This is a genomic window from Rhodococcus sp. NPDC057014, assembly GCF_042673295.1.
In the GTDB taxonomy this organism is placed as follows: domain Bacteria; phylum Actinomycetota; class Actinomycetes; order Mycobacteriales; family Mycobacteriaceae; genus Rhodococcus_F.
In genome coordinates this window covers 1-25020 of the sequence record NZ_JBHUSF010000109.1, presented here as the reverse complement: position 1 = coordinate 25020, position 25020 = coordinate 1, and the positions used below count along the sequence as shown (strand labels likewise).

The window sequence follows — 25020 nt, the reverse complement described above, 5'->3', positions numbered from 1 at the left end:
GAGCACGTAAGCTCGACACTCGTGGAACAGGGAGCAACGGGCGCGCGTCGGCGCCGCCTGGGAGTCATGGGCGGCACCTTCGACCCCATTCATCACGGTCACCTGGTGGCCGCCAGCGAGGTGGCCGACCGATTCAGCCTCGACGAGGTCGTCTTCGTGCCCACCGGCAGGCCGTGGCAGAAGCAGGGCAAGGGCGTCAGCCCGGCCGAGGACCGGTACCTGATGACGGTCATCGCCACCGCGTCGAACCCGCGGTTCTCGGTCAGCCGGGTCGACGTCGACCGCGAGAAGGTCACCTACACCGTCGACACCCTCCGGGATCTGCGCAGCTACCACCCGAACGCCGAGCTGTACTTCATTACCGGTGCGGACGCCCTGGCGAGTATCCTGTCCTGGCAGGACTGGGAGGAACTGTTCTCGCTGGCGAAGTTCGTCGGGGTGTCGCGTCCGGGATTCGATCTCAACACCGAACATCTGGCCGGGCATCTGGATGCGTTGCCGGAGGACGCGGTCACGCTGATCGAGATTCCGGCTCTGGCGATCTCCTCGACGGAATGTCGGCGGCGCGCCAGCCGCCATCGTCCTGTGTGGTACCTCGTGCCGGACGGTGTGGTCCAGTACATCTCCAAACGGAACCTGTACCGGCCACCGGACTCCGAGCGCCTCGACGGCGCGACGACGATGTCCGAACCGGCCCCGGACAAGACCAAGAGTTAGACAGCACTTTCCGAACGAACTGGGAGAACATCGCGTGAGCGCAACGACCGAAGCCATCGAGATGGCACGCATCGCGGCAGTGGCTGCCGACGAGAAGCTGGCCTCCGATGTGGTGGTGCTCGATGTTTCCGAGCAGCTGGTCATCACCGACTGCTTCGTCATCGCCTCCGCCCCCAACGAGCGCCAGGTGAACGCGATCGTCGAGAACATCGAGGATCGGCTGCGTGAGGCAGGTCACAAGCCGGTGCGGCGCGAGGGCACCCGCGAAGGCCGTTGGGCACTGCTCGATTTCGTGGACGTCGTCATCCACGTCCAGCACAACGAGGAACGCAACTTCTACGCCCTCGACCGGCTGTGGAAGGACTGCCCGGCCGTGCCGGTCGAGGGCATCGGCCAGCACGGCCCGGCCGGCGCGAACGGTGCGGGTGCCGCCGAGGCTGCCGGTGCGGGTGCCGCCGAGGCTGCCGGTGCGGGCGCCGCCGATGCTGAGGAGTCCGAGCTGTGACGGATGCTCCCCGTGCCCCGCGGCGACTGATACTGCTCCGCCACGGACAGACCGAGTACAACGCCGACAACCGCATGCAGGGCCAGCTCGACACCGAACTGTCGGAGCTGGGGCGGTCGCAGGCCCGCGCCGCCGCCACCGCGCTCGTCGGCCGCAGGCCCATCTCCATCGTGTCCTCCGATCTACGGCGGGCCTACGACACCGCCGTCGAGGTCGGCGACAATGCCGGTCTGCCGGTGCAGATCGACGAACGCCTCCGGGAGACGCACCTCGGCGACTGGCAGGGGCTCACGCACCTCGACGTCGACGCGCGGGCACCCGGCGCCCGCGCCGTGTGGCGCGGCGACGCGACGTGGGCGCCGCCCGGCGGCGAGAGTCGCATCGACGTCGCCCGGCGCAGCAAGCCGGTGGTCGCCGAGCTGGTCGAGAAGCACGAGGACTGGGCCGAGAAGCCGGTGGTCCTGGTCGCTCACGGCGGATTGATCGCCGCACTGACCGCCGCCCTGCTGGATCTGCCCGTGGACCGCTGGCCGGTGCTGGGCGGGCTGGGCAACACCAGCTGGGTGCAGCTGAGCGCGTACGGGAACCCCGATTCGCTCAGCTGGCGCCTCGACGTGTGGAACGCTTCCGCGAGTGTGGCCAGTGACGTCCTCTGAGGTGGGTGCCGGTTCCGGGGAACGCCCCGTCCTGCTCGTGCTCGCCGATTCGCTGTCGTACTACGGACCCAAGGGCGGGCTCCCGTCCGACCACCCCGACATCTGGCCCAATATCGTTGCCCGTCAACTCGGCTGGGATGTCGAGTTGGTGGCGCGGATCGGCTGGACCAGCCGCGACGTGTGGTGGGCGCTGACGCAGGACCCACGGGTGTGGTCCGCGGTTCCCCGCGCCGGCGCCGTGGTGTTCGCCGTCGGCGGCATGGATTCGCTGCCGTCCCCGCTCCCGACGGCGTTGCGGGAACAATTGCGTTACGTCCGCCCGCCCGCGCTGCGGCGCGTCGTGCGGGGCGGCTACCAGTGGCTTCAGCCCCGGCTCGCCCCGCTGGGGTGGCCGGTGGCGCTGCCGCCGCGGCTGAGTGTCGAATACCTGGAGAGCTCACGCGCGGCGCTCGAGTACATGCGCCCCGAGTTGCCCGTCATCGGGACTCTGCCGTCGGTGCACCGCAGCGAGGCCTACGGCAAGGTCCACGCGGGGCGTCCCGGTGCCGTCGCCGCCATCACCGCGTGGTCGGAGGAGAAGAACGTGCCGCTCGTCGACCTCGCGGAGGCGGTGCGCGCCAACGTGTTCAGCGATCAGGGAAATCCGGACGGCATCCACTGGGGCTGGGACGGGCACACCGAGGTGGCCGCGGCGATGCTGACCGCGATCCGCGCGGCGGCCGTCGTGCCGGATTCCGCCGAGTGCGCGGTTCCGGCCGACCCGGTGCCGAGCGGAGCCGAGTAGTCCGATGCCCGTCGTCGTCGTCACCGATTCTTCGGCATCGATCCTGCCCGAACACGTCGAGCAGTACGGGATCCGAGTGGTCCCGCTCCACGTCCTCAGTGGCGGCCAGGACTTCCGGGAGGGTATCGACGAGGTCCCCGAGGACCTCGCCGGCGTCACCACGTCGGGCGCATCGCCGAGCGAACTGTCCGAGGCCTACGCCGAAGCGCTGGAACTGAGTGAGGGTGCCGGCGTTCTCGCGGTGCACATCTCGCGGCAACTGTCCGGCACGTGGGAGGCGGGCCGCCAGGCGGCGCAGGAGTTCGACGGCCGCGTGCGGATCGTCGACTCCCAGTCGGCCGGAATGGGATTGGGGTACCCGGTGCTCGAGGCGGCGCGTGCGGCGCAGGCCGGTGCGAACCTCGAGACGGCCTATCGGCGGGCGGTCGACGTCGCGAGCCGTGGGCGTTGCCTGATCGTCGTCGACCGGCTCGACCAGTTGCGCCGCGGAGGGCGGATCGGGACCGCCGCCGCCCTGCTCGGCACCGCACTGGCGATGAAGCCGGTGCTGCATCTCGTGGACGGCCGGCTGGTGCTGAAGGAGAAGACGCGGACCTCGACCAAGGCGATGGCCAGGATGGTCGATGCGGCCGTGGAACTGGCGGGTCTGGACAGGACGGCCGTCGCTGTGCATCACTTGCGCACCCCACGGCGCGCCGAAGCGGTGGCGCAGCAACTGAAAGACCGGATCCCGCAGGTCAGCGATCTGGTCGTCACCGATTTCAGCTCGGTGCTCGGAGCCCATGTCGGGGTCGGCGCGATCGGCGTCGTGCTGTGCTCGGAACCCGCACTGCCCGACGAAAACCACGATTCATCCACAACGTCGCGCTGATCCACAGGCCGATTCGAATGCCGGGTCGGCGCAGCGTTTTCGGGGGCGCCGCACTCTAGCGTCGCGTCCATGGGCATCAGGGAAGAACGTTCGAGAGGCCGGCGCCGGCTCGCGTTCCTGACGTCGGGGGAACGCGACGTGCTGCCGCCCGCCACTCCGGCGGCGCCGGAGTGGCTGGCCGAGCCGAGCGCCACCGGCCTCGACGGCGACGAGACGTGGTCCGCCGCCCACCGAGTCGGCTTCTCGATCCCCGACCGGTGGCGGGACGCACGATTCGACCCCGGGCGGTACGGGGCGATCGTGCTGGTCGTGGTGGGAATCGTCGTCGCGGCGGCTACGGTGCTGGCGGTGCGCAGCGATCGCCCGACGGCGCAGGCCGTTCCGTCGTTACCTGCCGCGGGGGTGCATTCCCTGAATCCGGCGCCGGAATCGACGACCGCCACCGCAGCGGCACCGGCACCCGCACCGGACGAGGAAATCGTCGTCAGCGTGGTGGGTCTCGTGGTGTCGGCAGGCCTCGTCCGGCTGCCGCCGGGCGCCCGGGTGGCGGACGCGCTCGCCGCGGCCGGGGGTGTGCGCGCCGGCGGTGACACCCTCGGATTGAATCTGGCGCAACGACTGTCGGACGGCGATCAGGTACTCGTGGGCGCCGCGACCACCCAGGCGCCACCGAGCGCGGTGGGCGGCACCTCCGCGGGCTCGCCGGGACCCGCGGGTGCGGCGAACACCGCGGCCGGTGGCCTGGTGAACCTCAACACGGCGACGGAGACGGAACTCGACGCCCTTCCCGGTGTGGGACCGGTCACGGCGGCGGCGATCGTGGCGTGGCGCACGACGAACGGCAGGTTCACCGACATCTCACAACTGGGGGAGGTGGACGGGATCGGGCCGGTGCGGCTGGAGAAACTGCGTGCCCAGGTCACCCTGTGATGCCCGAGGGTGAGCCGCGGCTCCTCGACCTCCGGCTGCTCCCGTTCGCCGGGATCTGCTGGGCGGCAACGCTGATCGGCATCCTCGGCGGCTCCCGTGCGGCGTGGATGCTTCTGGCGGCCCTGTCGGGGTCGGCCGTCCTGCTCGCCGCCCGCTGCGCCCTGCGGTCACCGCGACGATGGGCGGCCGGGACGCTCGCGCTACTGCTGTTCGGCTCGTGCTGCGCTGCGGGGGTGGCCTGGCGGGTTCAGGCCGTGGAACGGCACCCGATGACCGAACTCGCCCGCAACGAGACGTGGGTGACGCTCGTCGTCACCCCGGTCGACGACCCCCGGGAGATCGCCGGCTTCGGACGGCACGTCCTCGTGAACGCGAACGTCGTCGAGATCCGCCGGGCAGGCGAGACGATCCACGCGGGCGGCGCGGTGGTTCTCCTCGCCCCGGCGGACGGGTGGCTCGGGCTCTTGCCGGGGCAGGACGTGGTGCTGCGCGGGCAGCTGAGCCCGCCGCGGCACCGGGACCTGAGCCTGGCCGCGGTCCGGGTGTCGGGACCGCCGGCGGAGGTCGGTCCCGCGCCTGCGCACCAGCGGTGGGCCGGGGCCCTGCGGGCACGATTCGCCGCGGCCGCCGCCGTCCTGCCTGCCGCCGAGGCGGGGCTGCTGCCGGGGTTGGTGGTGGGCGACACCTCCGCGCTGCCCCGGGAGGTGAAGGACGACTTCACCGCGACCGGGCTGACGCACCTCACGGCGGTGTCGGGGGCGAACGTCAGCATCCTGCTGGGGGCGGTGCTGCTCGTGGTCCGCGGGATGGGGCTCGGTCCGCGGGCCGGCGCGGCGCTGGCCGCCGCCGCTCTGGTCGCGTTCGTGGTGGTCGCGCGCCCGTCACCCAGCGTGCTGCGCGCCGCCGCGATGGGCTCGGTCGCCCTGCTGGCGCTCGTCGCGGGGCGGCGGAAACAGGCGATGCCCGCGCTGGCAGCAGGTGTGATCGCCCTGCTGGTGTGGGCGCCGGCACTGGCGGTGAACTTCGGTTTCGTTCTGTCGGCGGCGGCCACCGCCGGGTTGATCGTGATCGCGCCCGTGTGGGTCGACGCGCTGGTGGGCCGCGGGTGGCCGCGGGCGGTGGCGGAGACGCTGGCGGTGTCCGTCGCCGCCTTCGCCGTGACCGCGCCGATCGTGGCCGCCATGGCAGGCACCGCAAGTCCGGTGTCGATCTGCGCGAACATCCTGGTGGCCCCCGTGATCGGCCCGATCACCGTGGTGGGCGCGATCACCGCGCTGATCGCGGGCGTCAGTGTGCCCGTCGCGGAAGTGGTGGTGCGCCTGACCCAGTGGCCGCTGTGGTGGCTGGTGACGGTGGCCGAGCGGGGCGCGCGGATCCCCGGGGCCTCGGTTCCGGTGCCGTCGGGGCCCGCCGGTGCGGTCCTCGTCCTCGGTGCCGTGCTGGCAATCGGTGCAGCGCTGCGCAGCCGGGGAACCCGGCTGGTCCTCGCGGGAATCGTGATCGGGGTGCTGGTGCTGTGGGCGCCGATCTGGCCGTCCTGGCTGGGTCGCCTCGCGTGAATACACCCGAATGCGAACGTGAATCCAGTTGTGCTGCAGTGGTTTGTGCCGCACTGCTTCTGCGGGGGATGGGTGCGGAGGAAGGCCGGCGACACGCGGAAATTACGGGGGAGGGGCGATTTCTGTATCGTTTCGAATTCGATTCCCGATGTGCGTATGAGACACCCGAACACCGACTACCATCCGGTGGCAGATGTCGAGGGCGAACGGTCTTGGAACACACCCGCATTGGAGGGCGAGATGTCGGAATCGGAGCGGACGGATCTCGACGTGGACGACGAACTCGACGCCGGGCAGGTGTGGAGAGCGCAGCGGGTCGTCGCTGCCCAGTCGCTCGACGCCGCGGATTGCCGCATGCTGCTGTCCATGCTCGGCATCGCGGGCAACCCCGATTCGCCGGAGCCGGACTGACCGCGGTCAGGTCATCTTCCGGTGATGGTGCGCGACGATCTCCTGCGCCACCGTCGCCAGTTTGAGGTTCATGTCCTGTGAGGTGGTGCGGAGAATCTCCATCGCCTGGGTCTCGGAAATGTTGTGGAACGCCATCAGCAGTCCCACCGCCTTCCCGATTTCGCGGTTGCTCACGAGGCCGGCGCGCAGGGTCTCGGCCTCGAGGTGCTCGTGTACCGCTGCCAGTGCCACCGCCGCGAACGAGGCGAGCATGATGCCCTGCTCCACGGACGTGGTGTTCAGGGCTCCCGGCGTGTCGGAGAACAGATCGAGGGCGCCGACCTTGCGTCCCAGGATGACGAGTCGGAATCCGGCCGCCCCACGCACCGGCGTCTCGGCCAGTACCCGCTGGGAGAGCCGCGGCCATTGCGTCGACGTGGACAGGTCCGTTTCGAACTGGGGAGTGTCGCTGACGATCGCGTCGACGCACGGCCCCTCGTTCTCGAGGCGCTCGAGCTCGTCGACGCGGGCGGCGATGTCGTCGCTGGCCGCCACCGTCACGTAACGGGTGCCCTGCCGGAGCATCAGGCTCGCGTGCTGACAGCCCTCGACGAGGAGCGGTGCGGCGTCGCAGACGGCCTGGTGGACCTGCCCGAAATCCTGGCCCGCGTAGAGGAGATCGGCGAGGGTCGCGAACGTGACCGCCGACTTGCCGACGGCCTGCAGGCGTGTCGTATCGGGCGCGGTGTCTCGCATCGGTTCCTCCAGCGTGCGGGCGTGGGCCCGGCTCACTGATTCAGTCTGCCAGAGTGGGCGGTCGGCGCCGCTCCGAGCCGGAAGAATTCGCGAACGGACTCCGGGGGCGGCCGGCCCGGGCCAAGATGACGTCATGGTTTCGCACACCGAGAACCCGCTCGTGGCCGTCGCCCAGGGCATGCTGCGAGGCGTCCAGGAGGGCGGTGTCCTGTCGTGGAAGGGCATTCCCTACGCCGCGCCGCCGATCGGTGAGTGGCGGCTCCGCGCGCCGCGCGCACCCGGATCTTTCGACGGGGTGCGCGACTGTTCCCGGTTCGGTCCGATCGCGCCGCAGAACGAGCACGGGCCGCTGCCCATCGATCCCGGTCTGACCATCGACGAGGACTGCCTCACCCTGAACGTCTTCGCGCCGGCCGCCGATGCGGGGCAACCACGGCCGGTGATGGTGTGGATCCACGGCGGGGCCTATTACCTGGGTTCGTCCGGGCAGCGCATGTACGATCCGGCTCGGCTGATCGAGCGCGGCGACGTCGTGGTGGTGACATTCAATTACCGGCTCGGTGCGCTGGGGTTCCTGGACTTCTCCGCGTTCTCGACCGACGAGCACCCGTTCGACACCAACCTCGGCCTCCGCGATCAGATCGCGGCCCTGACCTGGGTCAGGGACAACATCGCGGCGTTCGGCGGCGACCCGGGCGACGTCACCCTGTTCGGGGAGTCGGCCGGCGGCGGCTCGGTCACCACGTTGATGACGTCGCCGCAGGCGGAGGGGCTGTTCCACCGCGCGATCGCCGAGAGTTCGCCTGCGACGTCCGTGTACGGCAGTGCGCGAGCCGAGAGCATCGCCGAGTCGTTTCTCGAACTGCTCGACATCGCGCCCGCCGACGCGGGCCGTCTGCGCGACCTGCCCGTCGACGTACTGACGAAAGCGTGCATCGAACTCGTCCAGCAGGTGCCCGCGCGGGTCCCCGGCACCCTGGCGGTCGCCCCGACCGTCGACGGGGACGTGGTCCCGCACTACCCGGTGGCGGCGTTCCGCAAAGGCCTCGCGCATCGGATTCCGCTGCTGATCGGGACGAACAAGGACGAGGCCTCGATGTTCCGGCTGATGAAATCGCCCCTGATGCCGATCACCCCGGACGCCGTCCATCAGATGTTCGTGGCGATCGCCGCCGACCATCCCGACCTTCCCGCCGACGAGGAGCAGGAGGTGGCCGCGGCGTATCCCGACTACCCGAAGAAACGCTCGGCGATGGAGATCTCGCGGGACGCCGCGTTCCGGATGCCGACGCTGTGGATCGCGGAGGCGCACAGCCGTGTCGCGCCTACCTGGCTGTACCGATTCGACTACGCCACACCCTTCCTGCGCGCCGCTCGGATCGGTGCCACCCACGGCACCGAGGTGCCCTATGTGTTCGGCAACTTCGGTGTCGTCCCGCACGACCCCACGTTCAAGCTCGGTGGGCACCGGACCGCCGGTCACGTGTCGGAGCGGATCCAGCGCCGGTGGCTGTCCTACGCCACCGAGGGCACACCGGACGGAACCGGAGCGGAGACCGACTGGCCGAGGTACGACGAGGTGGACCGCACGACCCTGCTGATCGGCCGCTCCGATGCGGTCGCCGACGACCCGGACCGGGAACTCCGCCGGGCGTGGGGTGAGGAAGTCATCGGCTTCACCTGAACGGCGCCCGGTTTCGTCTCCGCCGAACTCGGGGATACCTGCTGAATGAGCGCTGCAGCAACGGAATCGGATCGCGACCTCAGCGTGGGGGTCGAGGAGGAGTTCTTCCTCGTCGACGAGTCCGGTCACCTCTCCTCCTCCGGACCCGACGTGGTCGCGGAGGCCGGCCACGACATTCACGGGCTCCAGCGCGAGCTCGCCCGGTGCCAGATCGAGACGGCGACGGGCGTGTGCCACACCGGGGAGGAACTGCACGAGGAATTGCGCAGCCTGCGACGCCGGCTGATGAAGGCCGCCGCGGGCCGTGACCTGTTGCTGGTGCCCAGCGGAACCTCGCTGATCGCCGAGGGGCTGCCCCCGGCGATCACCCCGAGCCCGCGGTACGAAGAGATGGCCCGCCACTTCGGGTCGATCGTGGACACCGTGACCACGTGCGGCTGTCACGTGCACGTGGGGATCCCGAGCCGCGACGTGGGTGTGCTGGTGAGCAACCAGGTGCGCAGCTGGCTCCCGGTTCTTCTCGCTCTCGCCGCGAACTCGCCGTTCCACAGCGGGCACGACACCGGGTACCACAGCTGGCGGCACATCATGTGGTCGCGGTGGCCGTCGGCGGGACCGCCACCGCACTTCGATTCCGCGGACGAGTACGAGTCGTCGGTCGGCGCCATGATCGGAACCGGCGCCGCCATGGACCGGGGAATGATCTACTGGCACGTCCGGCTCTCCGACAAGCAGCCGACCATCGAGGTCAGGATTGCGGACGTCGCCATGACCGCTGCGCACGCGGCGCTCTACGCAGTGGTGGTGAAGGGCCTCGTCGGGTGGGCGCTGCGGTCCGTGGCGGACGGCGACACCGTGCCGTGGCTGCGCGTCGAGTTGCTGCGGGCGCAGTTGTGGCGTGCGGCCCGGGACGGACTCGACGGGGAATGCACCAGCCCGGCGACGGATCGGTCCCTGCCGATCCGCAGGCACCTGGAACTGCTGAACGAATGCGTGGCCCCGGGACTCGGTGCGAGCGACCGGGCCTTCCTCGAATCGGGCCTCGACACGGTGCTGCGGGACGGCACCGGGGCGGAGAGGCAACGGACGGAGTTCGCGCGCGTCGGCACGCTGGCGGCGGTGGTCGACCTGCTGACGCGCGAAGTGGTCAGCTGAGCGGTGGTGGCGGAGTCAGCTCGGTGAGACCGGTTGCGGTGGTGGAGCCGAGGTAGCCGGGGTGCAGCAGCCGGGTGGAACCGGGCCCCGCGAGCAGGGTGCCCGCACTGGAATCCGGTCCGGTGCGCAGCGGACCCGGATCGTCGATCAGCGCCTCCACCGTCGCGGTGTCGGCGAGGCTGAGGTCGATGCGCTGCGCCTCGGGGTGATAGACGGCGAGGACGACCGGTTCGGGATAGTGGGCGGCGGTGCGGCGCATCACCTGGAAGGCAGGATCGGTGCCCAGGGCGAGGACGGTGACGTTCGCGAACGACGCGAGCCGGTCGGCGACCACACGGCCGGCGGCGCTGCGCCACGTGCGCCCGTACAGGGCGAGCGCGTCGGACAGGTGACGCTGCTCGCCTTCGCCTCGCGGGCTGCCGCCTGCCGGGTCGAGCAGCGACCGCCACTGGTGCTCGTACACGGCGCACGCGGCGTCGAAGTCGTCGTCGGCGCCGTTCGCCGTGCCCACGCCGAGTACCGGCTCGAGGGCGGATCGACCACCGGCGAACACGGCCTCGGCGTGCCCGGAGACCGAGCAGCGGGCCACCAGTTGCACCGACCACCGCAGAAGCAACCCGTCGCGGCAGGTGTACCGGAAACTCAGTTCGTACCGTTGCCCTGCCGCGCGGTCGTCGTCGAGGTCGATCGTGTGCGCGAAGCCGTCGCGGGTGACGCCGTCCACCTCGGATTCCGCGGTCATATCACGAGTGTCCACCGCCGACGCGGTAGTTGCGTGCTGATCGCCGGTGTTCGCCTGCCCGTCCCGCCTCGGGGTGTCCGTGAACGTGTCCGCCCCACGTGGCACGATCTTCGCGTGAGCACTCCAACTCAGCTCGAACAGCTCCATCTCGTCCTCGGTGACGAGGAATTCCTCGTCGAACGCGCGGTGGCGCAGGTCGTCGGTCAGGTCCGCGCGAGCGCGAACGTGGCCGCCGGCGCCGAACTCCCCGTCAACCGGCTGCGGGCGGGCGACGCCGGGGCGGCCGAACTCGCCGAACTGCTCAGCCCGTCCCTGTTCGCCGAAGACCGCGTGGTGGTGCTCGAGGCCGCGGCGGAGGCGGGCAAGGACGCGGTGGCACTGGTCCTCGACGCCGCAGGCGACCCGCCTCCGGGCGTCGTCCTGGTGGTCCTGCACTCGGGCGGTGGGCGTGCGAAGGCGATGACCGGCGCGCTGGAGAAGCTCGGGGCCGTGGTGCACCCGTGCGCCAAACTGAAGTCCGGCGAGCTCATTGGGTTCATCCGCGGCGAGTTCCGCACCCTCGGGGTCCGGGTGTCGCCGGATGTCGTGCAGAGCGTGTTCGAGGGGGTCGGCTCGAATCTGCGGGAACTGGCCGCCGCGTGCTCGCAGCTCACGGCGGACACCGGCGGCAAGATCGACGTCGCCGCCGTGCAGCGGTACTACTCGGGTAAGGCCGAGGTGAGCGGATTCGACGTCGCAGACAAGGCCGTCGCCGGCGACACCGCGGGCGCGATCGAGGCGCTGCGCTGGGCGATGCTGCGGGGCGTGCCCCATGTGCTGCTCGCGGACGCACTGGCCGACGCGGTGCACTCGATCGCCCGGGTCGCTCCGGCCGGGCGGGGCGACCCGTTCCGGATGGCGTCGGAACTAGGCATGCCGCCCTGGAAGATCAAGAAGGCGCAGGCCCTCGCGAAGGGATGGACCCCGACGTCGGTCGGGGAGGCGCTGCGGATCGTCGCCGCCCTGAACGCCGACGTCAAGGGCGCGGCGGCCGACGCGGACTACGCCGTCGAGAGCGCCGTGGGACGCGTCTCCCGGCTACGCCAGATCTGACGGCGACACGACGACGGAGACACGACAACAGCCGCTCGGTCTGAGGACCGAGCGGCTGTTGGAGAGCCTACGACGGAAGAACCGTCAGATCTTGTTGACAGCCTGCGCGAGAGCAGACTTCTTGTTGGCAGCCTGGTTGGCGTGGATGACGCCCTTGCTGGCTGCCTTGTCGAGCTTGCGGCTGGTGGCGACGAGGAGCTCGTTGGCCTTGTCCTTGTCACCGGCCGCCGCAGCCTCGCGGAACGAGCGGATCGCCGTGCGCAGCGAGGACTTCACCGACTGGTTACGGAGTCGGGCCGCCTCGTTGGTACGGATCCGCTTCACCTGGGACTTGATGTTGGCCACGCGTAAAATCCTGTCGTCTTAAGCTGGTTACGGTCGAGAAAGCTCTGGGCGCACACATATGCACCGACAGGCGAGATTACCAGTGATCGGTGTCCGATCTCAAACCGGTGCCGGACGCGCCGACGAATCCTGCGGCTGTGCTGCTGAACGGGTGTGCATGTAGCAGCATGTCTGGGATGACGCCCCCAGCATCGAAGTCGTCAACAATAACGAAGTCGTCGGCAACCTCGAAAGCCCCCGGCCGAAAATCGGGGGGCAGCACGCAGGCGGGTGGGAAGGCTGCGGGAACCACGCCGCGGACACGGGTGACCGCCCGGCCGCGCAAGCCCGCGGAACCCGCGCACGTCTTCGACGGATACACCGACATCGGGCGCTACGGACTGGCGTTCGACGAGATGTTCGACCGCGACGGCACCGTCCGCCCGCCCTACAAGGGCGTCTTCAAGGCGCTCGAGCCCGCGGACAGGGCCGACCTCGCCGCCCGATCCGACGCCCTGGGCAGGGCGTTCATCGACCAGGGCGTGACGTTCTCGCTGTCCGGTCAGGAACGGCCCTTCCCGCTCGACCTGGTGCCCCGGGTCATCGCGGCGGCGGAGTGGACGCGTCTCGAGAAGGGCATCAAGCAGCGGGTGCAGGCGCTCGAGATGTTCCTCGACGACGTGTACGGGGAGCAGCGCATCCTGCGAGACCACGTGCTGCCGAAAAGGTTGGTCACCTCGTGCGAGCACTTCCACCGGGAAGCGTCGGGGATCGTCCCGCCGAACGGGGTGCGGATCCACGTCGCCGGCATCGACCTCGTCCGCGACGAGAACGGGGTGTTCCGCGTGCTCGAGGACAACCTGCGTTCGCCGTCGGGAGTGTCCTACGTCATGGAGAACCGCCGCACGATGGCGCGGGTGTTCCCCGACCTGTTCATGTCGCACCGCGTGCGGTCCGTCGGGGACTACGCCTCGCACCTGCTGCGGGCGCTGCGAGCGTCCGCCGCCCTCAACGAGGCCGACCCGACCGTCGTCGTCCTGACCCCGGGTGTCGCGAACTCGGCGTACTTCGAGCATTCGCTGCTCGCGCGCCAGATGGGCGTCGAACTCGTCGAGGGTCGCGACCTGTTCTGCCGCGACAACATGGTCTACATGCGCACGACCGAGGGCGAACGGCAGGTCGACGTCATCTACCGCCGCATCGACGACGACTACCTCGACCCGATGCACTTCCGGCCGGACTCGGTGCTCGGGGTGGCCGGTGTGCTGAACGCGGCCCGCGCGGGCAACGTCGTCATCTCGAGTGCCGTCGGGAACGGCGTCGGCGACGACAAACTCGTCTACACGTACGTGCCGCAGATCATCGACTACTACCTCGGGGAGAAGCCGCTGCTCGCGAACGTCGACACGTTCCGCTGCTGGCTCGACGAGGAACGCGAGGAGGTGCTGGACCGGGTCGGCGAACTGGTGATCAAACCGGTGGAGGGTTCCGGTGGCTACGGCATCGTCTTCGGCCCCGACGCGTCACCGAAGGAGCTGAACACGATCACGAGGAAGATCAAGGCCGACCCCCGCGGCTGGATCGCGCAGCCCGTCGTCCAGCTGTCCACGGTGCCGACGAAGGTCGGGGACGAACTGGTTCCGCGGCACGTCGATCTGCGCCCCTTCGCCGTGAACGACGGCGACGACGTCTGGGTGCTGCCGGGCGGTCTGACCCGGGTGGCCCTGCCGGAGGGATCGCTCGTCGTGAACTCCAGCCAGGGCGGCGGCAGCAAGGACACCTGGGTGCTCGCGAGCAGGAGCTCCGACGAGGAACGCGAACTCGCGGGCGAGGAGCTGGTGGCCGCACCGGCGCAGTCCGCCGAGGCGGAGCAGGGACCCGAACTCAGCACGACCCAACTCCAGCAGCAACAACAGCAACAGCAACAACAGGGCCGCCAACGACAGGGCCGGGGAGGTGATCGCTGATGCTGGCCAGGAACGCCGAATCGTTGTACTGGATCGGCCGGTACGTCGAGCGGGCCGACGACATGGCCCGCATTCTCGACGTCGCCGTGCATCAACTCCTCGACGACGCGTCGGTGGACCCGGACCGCACGTCCCGGTTGCTGCTGCGGGTGCTCGGCATCGAGGCACCCGACACCGAACTCGACGTCCGGTCGGTGACCGAACTGGTGGCGTTCAGCCGCAACCAGGTGGGCTCGATCATCGACTCCCTCGCGAGCGCCCGGGAGAACGCGCGCGGTGCCCGCGAGGTCACGTCCAGCGAGATGTGGGAGTGCCTCAACACCACGTACAACGGCCTCGCCGAACGGGAGCGGGCGTCCAAGCGTCTCGGCCCGCACGAGTTCTTCCGGTACGTGGAGGAACGAGCGGCGATGTTCGCGGGCCTGGCCGACTCGACCATGAGCCGCGACGACGGGTACCGCTTCCTGCTGCTCGGCCGCTCGATCGAACGTGTCGACATGCTCGCGCGGATGCTGCTGTCCCGCGCCGGCGACCGCCCGTCCTCGCCCGCGTGGGTGACGGTGCTGCGCTCCGCCGGTGCCCACGACACCTACCTGCGCACGTACCGCGGCGCGCTGGACGCCAACCGGGTGGTCGAGTTCATCCTGCTGGACCGGCTGTTCCCGCGGTCGGTGTTCCACGCCATCCGGCAGGCGGAGCTGTGCCTCGCCGAACTCGACCACCAGCCCGACAGCCGCGTCGGGCCCCGGGCCGAGGCACAGCGCCTGCTCGGCCGGGCCCGGAGCGAACTCGAGTTCCTGCCGCCCGGCGTGCTCCTCGAGGATCTCCAGGATCGGCTCGCGGGATTGCAGGAGACCTGCCGCGAGCTCGGAGAAGCGATCGCACTGCAGTATTTTCACGCCGCGCCGTGGGTGGCGTGGACCGATGCACGGGCCGTCGGCGGCGAATCCGTCGTGGAGGGAGAGCTGTGAGCTGGCGAATGAGAGTGGTGCACACCACCGGATATGCCTACGACGCACCGGTGACGTCCTCGTACAACGAGGCGCGGCTCACCCCTCGCGGTGACAGTAGGCAGACGGTGATCCTGAATCGGGTGGAGACGACGCCGGCGACCCGGTCGTACCGCTACACCGACTACTGGGGCACCGCCGTCACCGCGTTCGATCTCCATGCGCCGCACAAGGAACTGGAGGTCACCGGACTGTCCGTCGTCGAGACCGAGCCGTTCTGGGAGCCGGAGGAGAAGGCGGACTGGGACGAACTGGCGAGCCCGCCGCTCACCGACCGGTTCAACGAGCAGCTGAGCAACACCACGTTCGTGCCGCGCAGTCGCAAGCTCGACACCATCGCGCGGGATCTGCGCAAGGGGCGCACCCCCGACGAAGCCGTTGTGGCGGCGGCGGACTGGGTGCACCGGGAGATGGAGTACGTCCCGGGCACGACGGGCGTCCACACCTCCGCGGTCGACGCGTGGGCCGAACGGCAGGGCGTGTGCCAGGACTACGCGCACCTGACTCTGGTTCTGTTGCGCAGCATGGGAATTCCGAGCCGCTACGTGTCCGGCTATCTGCACCCGAAACCCGACGCGGCGGTGGACGAGACGGTGGCGGGGGAGAGTCACGCGTGGGTGGAGGCGTGGACCGGCGCGTGGTGGGGATACGACCCGACCAACGCCGTGGCGGTGAACGAACAGCACGTGTCCGTGGGTATCGGACGGGACTACGCGGACGTTCCGCCGCTCAAGGGCATCTTCTCCGGTGGCCGGGCAACCGACCTCGAAGTCGTCGTGGAGATCACCCGCCTGGCGTAAAGTGCCACCCAGATCTATCTGTGGAAAGCAGGACTAACGATCCATTTCGACGAAGGTGGGTTCAATGTCTCCAACCGCACAGGAATACGTAGAAGTCGAACCGATCTCGGATCTCAAGAAATACGTAGCAGAGGCGGTCGGTACGTTCGTCCTGGTCTTCGCGGCGGTGGGGACGGCGGTCTTCGCCGGCGCCAAGGTCGGGAACCTCGGTGTGGCACTGGCATTCGGACTGACCCTGCTCTTCCTCGTCTACGCCATCGGGCCGATCTCGGGCTGCCACGTCAACCCTGCCGTCACGGTGGGGCACCTCGCCCTCGGCCGGTTGTCCGTCGCGAAGGCGGGTCTGTACGTCGTCGCGCAGGTCATCGGTGGTCTCGTCGCCGGTGTGGTGGTCTACGCGATCGCGCAGAGCCTGCCGTCGTACAACCGCGCCGACGACGGTCTCGGCGCCAACGGCTGGGGCGCCCACAGTCCGTCCGCCATCAAGGGACCGCTCGGCGGAGTCATCGAGAACGGGTACGGCATCGGCGCCGCGATGATCGTCGAGGTCCTCCTCACCGCGCTGCTCGTGTTCGTCGTCCTCGCGTCCACCGACCAGATCTCCGACGTCCCCCTCGCCGGCGTGTCGATCGGCTTCACGCTCGCCGTGATCCACCTCGTGTCGATCCCGATCGACAACACGTCCGTCAACCCGGCCCGCAGCCTCGCCGTGGCGCCCTACCAGAACGGTGCGCTCGCGCAGGTGTGGTTGTTCATCGTGTTCCCGTTGATCGGTGGCGCGGTGGGTGCGCTGGTCTACCGGTCGCTGTTCGGCCGGTACGACCGACTGCAGAGCTGAGCACCGACCGGTCCGGGCCGGGTGCCCGGGGCCTGCGGGCCGGAATTCTCGCGTGCGCGGTCGTCGCGCTCACCGGAACGGTCCCCGCGACCGCGACCGCCGAGGACGCGCTCCGGCCGGGACCGTCGTATGTCGCCCTCGGCGACTCCCGCGGGTCCGGACCGCTCATCGAATTCTCGGAGCACCGCGACCTGTGCCTGCGATCGCCGGACCTGAACTACCCGGCGAAGCTGGCGCGGCTGATCGGCGCCGCCACTCTCACCGACGTCACGTGCTCCGCCGCCACACCCGCCCACGTGATCAGCACCGCGCAATTCGTGGGGACGCGCTTCGTCCCGCCGCAGATCGATGCGCTGCGGGCGGACACCGACGTCGTGACGCTCAGCATCGGGGGCGGCGGTTCCAACCACCTGCCCGTGTCGGTGCGCTGCGGCGCCCTCGTTCCCGGCGCCGACGCCGACTGCCGCGACGACCCGCGGGCGGAGCAGCTCACGGTCGAGGGGATCGCGAGGATGGCGCCGCAGGTCGATGCCGTGGTGGCCGCGATCGTGGCGAAGGCACCGCACGCCGAGGTCTACCTGATCGGGCACGGCGGGTCCGTCGGCCGACGCGGCTGCTGGCCGAACCTGCCTGTGTCCGACGCGGACGCGGTCTGGCTCGAGCGGTACTTCGAACGGTTCAATCAGATCTACGTCGACGCCGCCGCCCGGTACGAAGTGCACTACATCGACATCGCGAAGGCCGCCGTGGACGGCGGACACGACGCGTGCGCGCCGACGGGGCAGCGGTGGTTCGAGGGCCTCGCGCCGCAGTCACCCGCCGAACCGGCGCATCCCAACGCACTCGCGATGACCGCGATCGCCCAGATGATCTCCGAAGACCTGGGTCGGTGACGGCGTCACTGCCAGCTGAAGTCCCTGCGCAGACGCTGCGCGACGATCTCGAACTTGTCCCGGTCCATGACGGCGCCCTCGCGGCGGATCCCCGCCTCCGGGACGTCCAGCACCCGGTCCAGCCGGATCCAGCTCGGGCGGCCCTCCGCGTCCCACGATCCCGAGCCGACCGCGATCCAGTCCCGGTCGCCGTCGTGCTTGCTCTGCGAGGACAGCATCAATCCCAGCAGGGTGTCGCCGTCGCGCCCGACGACGAGCACCGGCCGGTCCTTGCCCTGACTCGCGTCCTCCTCGTACGCCACCCACGTCCAGACGATCTCGCCCGGATCCGCGCGACCGTCCAGGTCGGGGGAGTACTCCACCTTCCGTGCCCGATGGGCGGTGGGGGCGGAGCCGGCGGTGACGGGACGGCCCGGCGCCGGCTTCGGTGCGGCGGCCGTCGACCCGGTCAGGACACCGGCCGCGCGGTCCAGCGCGCCGGACTTCTGCAGCTGCGCCAGCAGCTGCGGTCCCTTGTCCCGTGCAAGTCGGCCCAACGTCTTCCCGATGCTGCTCCACGTGCTCGCCATGGCCGCCGAGCTTAGTGCGTGTATGCCGCAGCAGCCGCAACGCGGTGGCTTGGATATCCTGACAGGTGACAGTGGCCCGGAACCGGGCCGGTGCCGGTCCAGGTAAGGGGTCCCCCATCAGCAGCTTCGCCGACAAGACGTTCACGGATCCTGCCCGGATCCGGAATTTCTGCATCATCGCGCACATCGATCACGGCAAGTCGACGCTGGCCGACCGCATGCTCCAGCTCACCGGTGTGGTCGAGGAGCGGCAGATGCGTGCCCAGTACCTCGACCGCATGGACATCGAGCGTGAGCGCGGCATCACGATCAAGGCGCAGAACGTCCGGCTCCCGTGGAAGGTGGGCGACGAGGAGTTCGTCATCCACCTCATCGACACCCCCGGGCACGTCGACTTCACGTACGAGGTCTCCCGCGCGCTCGAGGCGTGCGAGGGCGCGATCCTGCTGGTGGATGCCGCGCAGGGCATCGAGGCGCAGACCCTCGCCAACCTGTACCTGGCGATGGAGAAGGACCTCACCATCATCCCGGTGCTCAACAAGATCGACCTGCCCGCCGCCGATCCCGACCGGTACGCCGAGGAGATCGCGCACATCACCGGGTGTGAACCGGGTGATGTGCTGCGCGTGTCCGGCAAGACCGGCATGGGCGTGAAGGAACTGCTCGACGAGGTGGTGCGGCAGGTCCCCGCGCCCGTCGGCGACCCCGACGGTCCGGCGCGCGCCATGATCTTCGACTCGGTGTACGACGCGTACCGCGGTGTCGTCACGTACGTCCGCGTCGTCGACGGCCGGATCTCGCCGCGCGAGAAGATCACCATGATGTCGACGGGCGCCACGCACGATCTCATCGAGGTCGGCATCATCTCGCCCGAACCGAAGGCCAGCATCGGTCTCGGTGTCGGCGAGGTGGGGTACCTCATCACCGGTGTGAAGGACGTCCGGCAGTCGCGTGTCGGCGACACGGTCACCGCCGCCCGCGGCGGTGCGACGGAACCCCTCGTCGGGTACCGCGACCCCAAGCCGATGGTCTACTCCGGCCTCTACCCGCTCGACGGTTCGGACTACCCGGTGCTGCGCGACGCCCTCGACAAGTTGCGTCTCAACGACGCCGCCCTGGCCTACGAGCCCGAGACGTCGGTGGCGCTCGGGTTCGGGTTCCGGTGCGGCTTCCTCGGACTGCTGCACATGGAGATCACCCGCGACCGCCTCGAGCGCGAGTTCGGGCTCGAACTGATCTCGACGTCGCCGAACGTGGTGTACCGGGTGGTGATGGAGGACGGTGCCGAGCACGTCGTCACCAACCCGTCGTACTGGCCGGAGGGCAAGATCCGCGAGGTGTACGAGCCGATGGTGAAGTGCACGGTCATCGCGCCGAGCGAATTCATCGGCGCGATCATGGAGCTGTGCCAGAACCGGCGCGGGGAACTCGGCGGCATGGACTACCTGTCCGAGACCCGGGTCGAGCTGCGCTACGAGATGCCCATGGGCGAGATCATGTTCGACTTCTTCGACGCCCTGAAGTCGCGCACCAAGGGTTACGCCAGCCTCGATTACGAGGAGGCCGGCGAGCAGCAGGCGGATCTGGTGAAGGTGGACATCCTGCTGCAGGGTGAGGCCGTCGACGCGTTCTCGTCGATCGTGCACCGTTCCGCGGCCGGCGCGTACGGCGGGCGGATGACGTCGAAGCTGCGGGAGCTGATTCCCCGCCAGCAGTTCGAGGTGCCGATCCAGGCGGCCATCGGCTCGAAGATCATCTCGCGTGAGAACATCCGCGCCATCCGCAAGGACGTGCTGGCCAAGTGCTACGGCGGCGACATCAGCCGGAAGCGCAAGCTGCTCGAGAAGCAGAAGGAAGGCAAGAAGCGGATGAAGACCATCGGCCGGGTCGAGGTTCCGCAGGAGGCCTTCGTGGCGGCGTTGTCGTCCGAGTCCGTCGGGGACAAGCCGAAGAAGTAGGCGCCCGACCCTGTTGTCCGTCGACGTCTGATCGAAAGTAGGTGCGGCACGTGGCCCTCGGAACCTGGCTGACCCGGACACTGGGAATCGAGGTGCCGATCTTCGGCGCCCCGATGGGCGGACGGGCCGGTGGGACCCTCGTCGGCGAGGTGTCGAAGGCGGGCGGGCTCGGACTGCTCGGCGCGGCCCGCTACGCCACCCCGGAGTGGGTGGCGAAGGAGACGGCGGTCGCGCGGGGCATCGGCGGCGACGCGTTCGGAATCGGATTGATGACCTGGGCGCTCGACGACGACGACGCTCTCCTCGGCGCCGCTCTGGCGGAGAATCCGCGGGTCGTGTCGCTGTCGTTCGGGGACCCCGCCCCGTACGTGGAGCGGATCCACGCCACGGGGGCGCTGGTGGTGTCCCAGGTGAACACGATCGACGACCTGCGGGTCGTGGAGGCGGCGGGCGTCGACTTCGTGATCGCCCAGGGCGGCGAGGCGGGCGGCCACACCGGCAGGATCGGAACGCTGCCGCTGTTGCAGGAGGTCCTGGAGGCCACGACGCTGCCGGTGCTCGCCGCGGGCGGTATCGCGACCGGTCGGGGTCTCGCGGCGGTGCTCGCCGCGGGCGCGGAGGGCGCGATGATCGGGACCGCGTTGCTGGCCAGCCCGGAGACCATCGGGCCGGAGTACGCCCGCGGCAAGCTGATCGCGGCGGGCAGCGCCGACACGGTGTACACGTCGGTGTTCGACCAGGCGCGCAGCCAGCCGTGGCCGGCCCGGTGGGGTGGGCGGGCGCTGAGCAACGCCTTCACGTCGCGCTGGCACGGCGCGGAGGCGCCAAGCGCCGACCTCGCCGCCGCCTACGATCCGGCGGACCCGGACCTCGGCGTCGTGTACGCCGGGGAAGCGGCGGGTCTCGTCACGGCGGAGCGGCCGGCGGGGGCCGTGGTGCGGCAGATCGCGGCCGACGCGGAGCGGTTGCTGCATCGCTTCGCGGAGTAACCCGCAGCGCCCGAACCACCGAGGGTGCGAAGGCCAGCCTTCGCTGTCGCGCCTGATCAGACCGTGTTGTGGGCGGGCTGGAATCCGCCCGCCGCGGCCTCTTCGGCGCGAATGACGTGGACCACCGCGTTGATCAGCGCCAGATGGGTGAACGCCTGCGGGAAGTTGCCGAGGTGCCGCCCCGAGTCGGGATCGATCTCCTCCGCGTACAGCTTGAGGGGGCTGGCGAATCCGAGGAGCCGGTCGCACAGGCGTTTCGCGCGGTCGAGTTCACCGATCTCGACGAGCGCGGACACGAGCCAGAACGAGCAGATCGTGAACGTGCCCTCCTTGCCGCTCAGCCCGTCGTCCGTGGTCTCCACCCGGTAACGCAGCACCAATCCGCCCTCGGTCAACTCGTCCGCGATGGCGAGCACGGTCGCGCGGATCCGCGGATCGTCGGCCGGCAGGAACCGGAGCAGCGGTGCGAGCAGCAGCGACGCGTCGAGGCTGTCGCTGCCGTACCGCTGCGTCAGGACGCCGCGTGCGTCGACGCCGTGTTCGAGGATGTCGTCCTTGATCTCGTCGGCCAATTCGGACCACTGCTGCGCGTAACTCGTCTCGCCCTGCTGGTCGGCGAGTTTCGCGCCGCGGTCGAGGGCCACCCAGCACATGATCTTCGACGACGTGAAGTGCTGGGGCTCGCCGCGGACCTCCCAGATCCCGCGGTCGGGGAGGCGCCAATGCTTGACCGCCTCCTCGACCTGGCGTTTGAGCATCGGCCACAGGGTTTCCGGTACCCGCTCACGGGATTTCACGTGCAGGTACACCGAATCGAGGATCGTTCCCCAGATGTCGTGCTGGACCTGGTCGTAGGCGCCGTTTCCGATCCGCACCGGTCGCGCGCCGTCGTAACCGGAGAGGTGGTGCAACTCCGACTCCTCCAGCGTCTGCTCCCCGCCGACGCCGTACATCACCTGCAACGGATGGTGGTTGCCGTCCTCGGCGCTCGACACGTCGTAGATGAACGAGAAGAAGTCGTTGGCCTCGCGGTCGAGTCCGAGGCTGTACAGGCCCCACAGTGCGAACGTCGAATCCCGCACCCATGCGTAGCGGTAATCCCAATTTCGTTCGCCGCCCGGGGTTTCCGGGAGCGATGTGGTCGACGCCGCGAGCAGGGCGCCGGTGGGGGCGTACGTCAACCCCTTCAGTGCGAGAGCGCTGCGCTGCAGGTAGCCCCGCCACTTGTGGTCGGGAAAGCGGCCGATGGTGATCCACTCGCGCCAGCACTTCGCCGTCTGCCACATCTTGTCGGCCGCCTCGTCGAACGTCTGCGGCGCCGGCATGTGCGCCCACGACAGGGCGACGAACACGTTGTCGCCTTCGACCATCCGGGTCCGGGCCCTGGCCTCCCGTCCCTCGAGTCCGATCTTCATGTTCGTCGTCAGCCGCAGTGTCGGGTGGTCGCCCGGGCGGCTCGACTTACACGTGGCGGTGGCCTCCTCGTAGACCTTGCCCGTGTACTCCCAATGCGCCGCGCCGCGGTGGTAGTCGAACGCGGGCTCGCAGCTCATCTCCAGTTCGACGGTCCCGTTGACGCACTTCACCGTCCGCAGCAGGATGTGTTCGGCGTCCCAGTCGGTGGGGGTGCGGCGGTGCGAGCGCGAGCGCTGCTCGACGTTGTGCCACGGGCCGAGCACGAGGGCGTCGCGCACGATCAGCCAGCCCGTCTCGGTCTGCCACGTCGTCTCGACGATCAGTCCGCCCGGCAGGTAGCGGCGGGCGGCGGGCACGTTCTGCCCGTACGGCCCGATGCGGAAGTGGCCGGCGCTGCGGTCGAGGACGGCGCCGAAGATGCTGGGGGAGTCGGGCCGGGGAATGCACATCCACTCGACCGAGCCGTTGCGGGCGATCAGGCAGGTGGACTCGCAGTCCGACAGGAACGCGTAGTCGTCGATCGGCGGGAACGAATGGTGGTGATGATGCGGGGCCGCATGCAGCCGCCCGTGGGAGTGCGCGTCGCTGGACACCATGTGATCATCATCGACCGCCGCCGCCCGGCCGTCCACCTGTCTGCCGTCCACCTGTCTGCCGGTCACGAGACGGTCGACGATAGGCTGGCCCGGTGGACCGGATGGCGAGTTGGTGGGACGGCTTCGAGCTGTGGATCGCCGGACTCCCGTTCGTTCCGCAGGTCGCCCTCGTGCTGCTGGTGATGGTGCCGGTGTGCCGGGGACTGGCGTGGCTGCTCGATCGTGGGCTGGCCGCAGTCTTCGTCCTGCTCAGGCGGGACGTCTCTAAGGTGGAGGAACCCTGATGCCGCGCTCACGCGTCACACTCGCGCTGCTCGCGCTGATCGTCCTCGTCGTCGTCGCCTGGCTGCTCACCCGGTAAACCTGTTCGATGTGGGACGTCGGTTCAGGCTCTGCTACATTTCACGGCGTGTCTGAAGCCGCTGTACACCAGGTCCGCCATGAATTGGCGTTGATCGCTGTCGGCATGCTCGCAGTCGCCGACATCGACTGTTGTTGATTTCTCCTCGCACACAGACCTGCGCCCGGGTGGCACCGCGCACGCCCGACCCCCCTCGCGGTGCCGATCGTCGTTCGCATTCCCGATCCACTCGGTCGATCCCTGCGTTCTCCCCTCTCGAGCACCACCTCCCTTGTTTCGCACCACCACTCTGTGACAGATCCCCAGGAAGGTTTCTCCCATGAAACGCCGTTCTCGTAGTCTTCTCACGGCCCTCGTGACGCTCGGAGCTGTTGCGCTGACCGCGTGCAGCGGCGGCGCCAGCGACACCGCCGGCGGCGACTCCGCCGGTGCCGACGGCAGCGCGGGCACCATCAACCTGTACGCATACGCCGTGCCGAAGCCGGGCTTCGACAAGCTGATCCCCGCGTTCAACGCCACCGACGAGGGCAAGGGCGTGGCGTTCCAGCCGTCCTACGGCGCCTCCGGTGACCAGTCCCGCAAGGTGAAGGACGGCGCCGAGGCCGACTTCGTCAACTTCTCCGTCGAACCCGACATCACCCGCCTCGTCGACGCCGGCCTGGTGGACAAGAGCTGGAACCAGGACGCCTACAACGGGATTCCGTTCGGTTCCGTCGTGACCATCGTGGTGCGTGAGGGCAACCCGAAGAACATCCGCGACTGGGACGACCTGCTGCGCCCCGACGTCGAGGTCGTGACCCCCAACCCGTTCAGCTCCGGATCCGCGAAGTGGAACCTGCTCGCGCCGTACGCGGCGAAGAGCAACGGCGGCCAGGACCCGGCGGCCGGACTCGACTACATCACCGCGCTGGTGAACGACCACGTGAAGATTCAGCCGAAGTCGGGCCGTGAGGCGTCGGAGGCGTTCCTGCAGGGCACCGGCGACGTGCTGCTCAGCTACGAGAACGAGGCCCTGTTCATCGAGGGCAACGGTGACCCCGTCGAGCACGTGACCCCGCCGACCACGTTCAAGATCGAGAACCCGGTCGCGGTGCTGTCGAACAGCAAGAACCTGGAGAAGGCCAACGCGTTCAAGGACTTCCTGTACACCACCGAGGGTCAGAAGCTGTGGGCCGAGGCCGGATTCCGTCCGGTCGATCCGGCGGTCGCGACGGAGTTCGCCGACAAGTTCCCGGCGCCGGCCAAGCTGTGGACCATCGCCGATCTCGGCGGCTGGGCCAAGGTCGACTCCGAGGTGTTCGCCAAGGACACCGGGTCCATCGCAGTGATCTACGACAACGCAACCAAGTAAGACCGACGTGAGCGACACAACGACGACGGCGGGCGGACGCGGCATCACGGTGCCGCCTCCGCCCGTTCCGCCTACGCGCAAGAAGGTCGCCCGGGTCACCGGTGCCG

Annotated in this window: 26 protein-coding genes; 21 read left to right on the top strand and 5 right to left on the bottom strand. The window is 69.5% G+C overall.

The features are described 5' to 3' along the window. The first annotated feature begins 21 nt into the window (after window positions 1-21). The 8 genes from nadD (at window position 22) to ACFTZB_RS21620 (ending at window position 6433) form a co-directional block, all read left to right on the top strand. On the top strand, window positions 22-717 hold the full coding sequence (nadD, locus tag ACFTZB_RS21655) for a nicotinate-nucleotide adenylyltransferase (protein ID WP_124391220.1): 696 nt from the start codon (window positions 22-24) through the stop codon (window positions 715-717). Window positions 718-751: 34 nt separating this feature from the next. Further along, window positions 752-1222, top strand: coding sequence for a ribosome silencing factor (gene rsfS, locus ACFTZB_RS21650; RefSeq protein WP_378433974.1), 471 nt, complete (start codon window positions 752-754; stop codon window positions 1220-1222). Continuing rightward, window positions 1219-1878: a histidine phosphatase family protein gene (locus ACFTZB_RS21645; RefSeq protein ID WP_378433973.1), complete on the top strand. Its 660-nt coding sequence runs from the start codon at window positions 1219-1221 to the stop codon at window positions 1876-1878. The genes rsfS and ACFTZB_RS21645 overlap by 4 nt, the downstream gene beginning before the upstream one ends. Beyond that, on the top strand, window positions 1865-2662 hold the full coding sequence (gene octT, locus ACFTZB_RS21640) for a diglucosylglycerate octanoyltransferase (RefSeq protein ID WP_378433972.1): 798 nt from the start codon (window positions 1865-1867) through the stop codon (window positions 2660-2662). Before ACFTZB_RS21645 ends, octT begins: the two co-directional genes overlap by 14 nt. A 4-nt stretch (window positions 2663-2666) precedes the next feature. Next, entirely contained in the window at window positions 2667-3533 is an 867-nt protein-coding gene (locus ACFTZB_RS21635; RefSeq protein ID WP_378433971.1) for a DegV family protein, read from the top strand. A gap of 69 nt (window positions 3534-3602) precedes the next feature. Beyond that, on the top strand, window positions 3603-4463 hold the full coding sequence (locus tag ACFTZB_RS21630; protein ID WP_378433970.1) for a ComEA family DNA-binding protein: 861 nt from the start codon (window positions 3603-3605) through the stop codon (window positions 4461-4463). Continuing rightward, entirely contained in the window at window positions 4463-6022 is a 1560-nt protein-coding gene (locus ACFTZB_RS21625) for a ComEC/Rec2 family competence protein (RefSeq protein WP_378433969.1), read from the top strand. Before ACFTZB_RS21630 ends, ACFTZB_RS21625 begins: the two co-directional genes overlap by 1 nt. Before the next feature lie 156 nt (window positions 6023-6178). Further along, window positions 6179-6433, top strand: coding sequence for a hypothetical protein (locus ACFTZB_RS21620; protein ID WP_378433978.1), 255 nt, complete (start codon window positions 6179-6181; stop codon window positions 6431-6433). A 6-nt stretch (window positions 6434-6439) separates the two neighbouring features. Here the strand turns inward: ACFTZB_RS21620 and ACFTZB_RS21615 are convergent, their stop codons facing one another. Beyond that, window positions 6440-7168 (bottom strand): ANTAR domain-containing protein, encoded by a 729-nt coding sequence (locus ACFTZB_RS21615; RefSeq protein ID WP_378433977.1) that lies wholly within the window; start codon window positions 7166-7168, stop codon window positions 6440-6442. Window positions 7169-7301: 133 nt separating this feature from the next. On the opposite strand from ACFTZB_RS21615, the gene ACFTZB_RS21610 reads away from it, so the two are divergent. Beyond that, window positions 7302-8852 (top strand): carboxylesterase/lipase family protein, encoded by a 1551-nt coding sequence (locus tag ACFTZB_RS21610; protein ID WP_378433968.1) that lies wholly within the window; start codon window positions 7302-7304, stop codon window positions 8850-8852. Between the two features lie 45 nt (window positions 8853-8897). After that, window positions 8898-10007, top strand: a complete 1110-nt coding sequence (locus tag ACFTZB_RS21605) for a glutamate--cysteine ligase (RefSeq protein ID WP_378433967.1) — start codon at window positions 8898-8900, stop codon at window positions 10005-10007. On the opposite strand, the gene ACFTZB_RS21600 is transcribed toward ACFTZB_RS21605, so the two are convergent. Continuing rightward, window positions 10000-10749, bottom strand: coding sequence for a hypothetical protein (locus tag ACFTZB_RS21600; protein ID WP_378433966.1), 750 nt, complete (start codon window positions 10747-10749; stop codon window positions 10000-10002). The genes ACFTZB_RS21605 and ACFTZB_RS21600 overlap by 8 nt on opposite strands. 114 nt (window positions 10750-10863) lie before the next feature. Between ACFTZB_RS21600 and holA the strand changes: the two genes are divergently transcribed. Further along, window positions 10864-11841, top strand: a complete 978-nt coding sequence (gene holA, locus ACFTZB_RS21595; protein ID WP_012688239.1) for a DNA polymerase III subunit delta — start codon at window positions 10864-10866, stop codon at window positions 11839-11841. A gap of 84 nt (window positions 11842-11925) precedes the next feature. Here the strand turns inward: holA and rpsT are convergent, their stop codons facing one another. Then, entirely contained in the window at window positions 11926-12186 is a 261-nt protein-coding gene (gene rpsT / locus ACFTZB_RS21590) for a 30S ribosomal protein S20 (protein ID WP_012688238.1), read from the bottom strand. Window positions 12187-12491: 305 nt separating this feature from the next. Here rpsT and ACFTZB_RS21585 point away from each other — a divergent pair, with 305 nt between their 5' ends. From ACFTZB_RS21585 to ACFTZB_RS21565, 5 genes are all read left to right on the top strand, one after another. After that, entirely contained in the window at window positions 12492-14132 is a 1641-nt protein-coding gene (locus ACFTZB_RS21585; RefSeq protein ID WP_378433965.1) for a circularly permuted type 2 ATP-grasp protein, read from the top strand. Then, window positions 14132-15103: an alpha-E domain-containing protein gene (locus ACFTZB_RS21580; RefSeq protein ID WP_072946595.1), complete on the top strand. Its 972-nt coding sequence runs from the start codon at window positions 14132-14134 to the stop codon at window positions 15101-15103. Before ACFTZB_RS21585 ends, ACFTZB_RS21580 begins: the two co-directional genes overlap by 1 nt. A gap of 8 nt (window positions 15104-15111) precedes the next feature. Further along, window positions 15112-15942, top strand: a complete 831-nt coding sequence (locus ACFTZB_RS21575) for a transglutaminase domain-containing protein (protein WP_378433976.1) — start codon at window positions 15112-15114, stop codon at window positions 15940-15942. Window positions 15943-16006: 64 nt separating this feature from the next. Then, window positions 16007-16780, top strand: coding sequence for an aquaporin (locus tag ACFTZB_RS21570; RefSeq protein ID WP_378433964.1), 774 nt, complete (start codon window positions 16007-16009; stop codon window positions 16778-16780). A 44-nt stretch (window positions 16781-16824) separates the two neighbouring features. Beyond that, window positions 16825-17673 (top strand): SGNH/GDSL hydrolase family protein, encoded by an 849-nt coding sequence (locus tag ACFTZB_RS21565; RefSeq protein WP_378433975.1) that lies wholly within the window; start codon window positions 16825-16827, stop codon window positions 17671-17673. Window positions 17674-17678: 5 nt separating this feature from the next. Here the strand turns inward: ACFTZB_RS21565 and ACFTZB_RS21560 are convergent, their stop codons facing one another. After that, window positions 17679-18242, bottom strand: coding sequence for a type II toxin-antitoxin system PemK/MazF family toxin (locus tag ACFTZB_RS21560; protein WP_378433963.1), 564 nt, complete (start codon window positions 18240-18242; stop codon window positions 17679-17681). 65 nt (window positions 18243-18307) lie between these two features. Here ACFTZB_RS21560 and lepA point away from each other — a divergent pair, with 65 nt between their 5' ends. Beyond that, the gene (gene lepA, locus ACFTZB_RS21555) at window positions 18308-20200 is read left to right on the top strand and encodes a translation elongation factor 4 (RefSeq protein WP_378433962.1); all 1893 of its coding nucleotides are present in this window, start codon (window positions 18308-18310) and stop codon (window positions 20198-20200) included. Window positions 20201-20250: 50 nt separating this feature from the next. Beyond that, window positions 20251-21189: an NAD(P)H-dependent flavin oxidoreductase gene (locus tag ACFTZB_RS21550; RefSeq protein ID WP_378433961.1), complete on the top strand. Its 939-nt coding sequence runs from the start codon at window positions 20251-20253 to the stop codon at window positions 21187-21189. A gap of 56 nt (window positions 21190-21245) precedes the next feature. Here ACFTZB_RS21550 and ACFTZB_RS21545 read toward each other — a convergent pair whose 3' ends face one another. Beyond that, complete coding sequence (locus ACFTZB_RS21545; protein WP_124391294.1) at window positions 21246-23201, bottom strand: glycoside hydrolase family 15 protein; 1956 nt, start codon at window positions 23199-23201, stop codon at window positions 21246-21248. Between the two features lie 92 nt (window positions 23202-23293). Between ACFTZB_RS21545 and ACFTZB_RS21540 the strand changes: the two genes are divergently transcribed. The 3 genes from ACFTZB_RS21540 (at window position 23294) to ACFTZB_RS21530 (ending at window position 24913) form a co-directional block, all read left to right on the top strand. Further along, the gene (locus ACFTZB_RS21540; protein ID WP_005261263.1) at window positions 23294-23485 is read left to right on the top strand and encodes a hypothetical protein; all 192 of its coding nucleotides are present in this window, start codon (window positions 23294-23296) and stop codon (window positions 23483-23485) included. Window positions 23486-23571: 86 nt separating this feature from the next. After that, the gene (locus ACFTZB_RS21535) at window positions 23572-23700 is read left to right on the top strand and encodes an Ms4533A family Cys-rich leader peptide (RefSeq protein ID WP_369426194.1); all 129 of its coding nucleotides are present in this window, start codon (window positions 23572-23574) and stop codon (window positions 23698-23700) included. Between the two features lie 181 nt (window positions 23701-23881). Further along, complete coding sequence (locus tag ACFTZB_RS21530; protein WP_378433960.1) at window positions 23882-24913, top strand: sulfate ABC transporter substrate-binding protein; 1032 nt, start codon at window positions 23882-23884, stop codon at window positions 24911-24913. Window positions 24914-25020: the final 107 nt, after the last annotated feature.

Bases quoted from the DNA above. Each gene is read 5' to 3' on its own strand.
- ACFTZB_RS21635 (WP_378433971.1), top strand. From the start codon at position 2,667: ATGCCCGTCGTCGTCGTCACCGATTCTTCGGCATCGATCCTGCCCGAA.
- ACFTZB_RS21630 (WP_378433970.1), top strand. From the start codon at position 3,603: ATGGGCATCAGGGAAGAACGTTCGAGAGGCCGGCGCCGGCTCGCGTTC.
- ACFTZB_RS21625 (WP_378433969.1), top strand. From the start codon at position 4,463: ATGCCCGAGGGTGAGCCGCGGCTCCTCGACCTCCGGCTGCTCCCGTTC.
- ACFTZB_RS21620 (WP_378433978.1), top strand. From the start codon at position 6,179: ATGAGACACCCGAACACCGACTACCATCCGGTGGCAGATGTCGAGGGC.
- ACFTZB_RS21615 (WP_378433977.1), bottom strand. From the start codon at position 7,168: ATGCGAGACACCGCGCCCGATACGACACGCCTGCAGGCCGTCGGCAAG.
- ACFTZB_RS21610 (WP_378433968.1), top strand. From the start codon at position 7,302: ATGGTTTCGCACACCGAGAACCCGCTCGTGGCCGTCGCCCAGGGCATG.
- ACFTZB_RS21605 (WP_378433967.1), top strand. From the start codon at position 8,898: ATGAGCGCTGCAGCAACGGAATCGGATCGCGACCTCAGCGTGGGGGTC.
- ACFTZB_RS21600 (WP_378433966.1), bottom strand. From the start codon at position 10,749: ATGACCGCGGAATCCGAGGTGGACGGCGTCACCCGCGACGGCTTCGCG.
- ACFTZB_RS21580 (WP_072946595.1), top strand. From the start codon at position 14,132: ATGCTGGCCAGGAACGCCGAATCGTTGTACTGGATCGGCCGGTACGTC.
- ACFTZB_RS21575 (WP_378433976.1), top strand. From the start codon at position 15,112: ATGAGAGTGGTGCACACCACCGGATATGCCTACGACGCACCGGTGACG.
- ACFTZB_RS21570 (WP_378433964.1), top strand. From the start codon at position 16,007: ATGTCTCCAACCGCACAGGAATACGTAGAAGTCGAACCGATCTCGGAT.
- ACFTZB_RS21560 (WP_378433963.1), bottom strand. From the start codon at position 18,242: ATGGCGAGCACGTGGAGCAGCATCGGGAAGACGTTGGGCCGACTTGCA.
- ACFTZB_RS21545 (WP_124391294.1), bottom strand. From the start codon at position 23,201: ATGGTGTCCAGCGACGCGCACTCCCACGGGCGGCTGCATGCGGCCCCG.
- ACFTZB_RS21535 (WP_369426194.1), top strand. From the start codon at position 23,572: ATGTGGGACGTCGGTTCAGGCTCTGCTACATTTCACGGCGTGTCTGAA.
- ACFTZB_RS21530 (WP_378433960.1), top strand. From the start codon at position 23,882: ATGAAACGCCGTTCTCGTAGTCTTCTCACGGCCCTCGTGACGCTCGGA.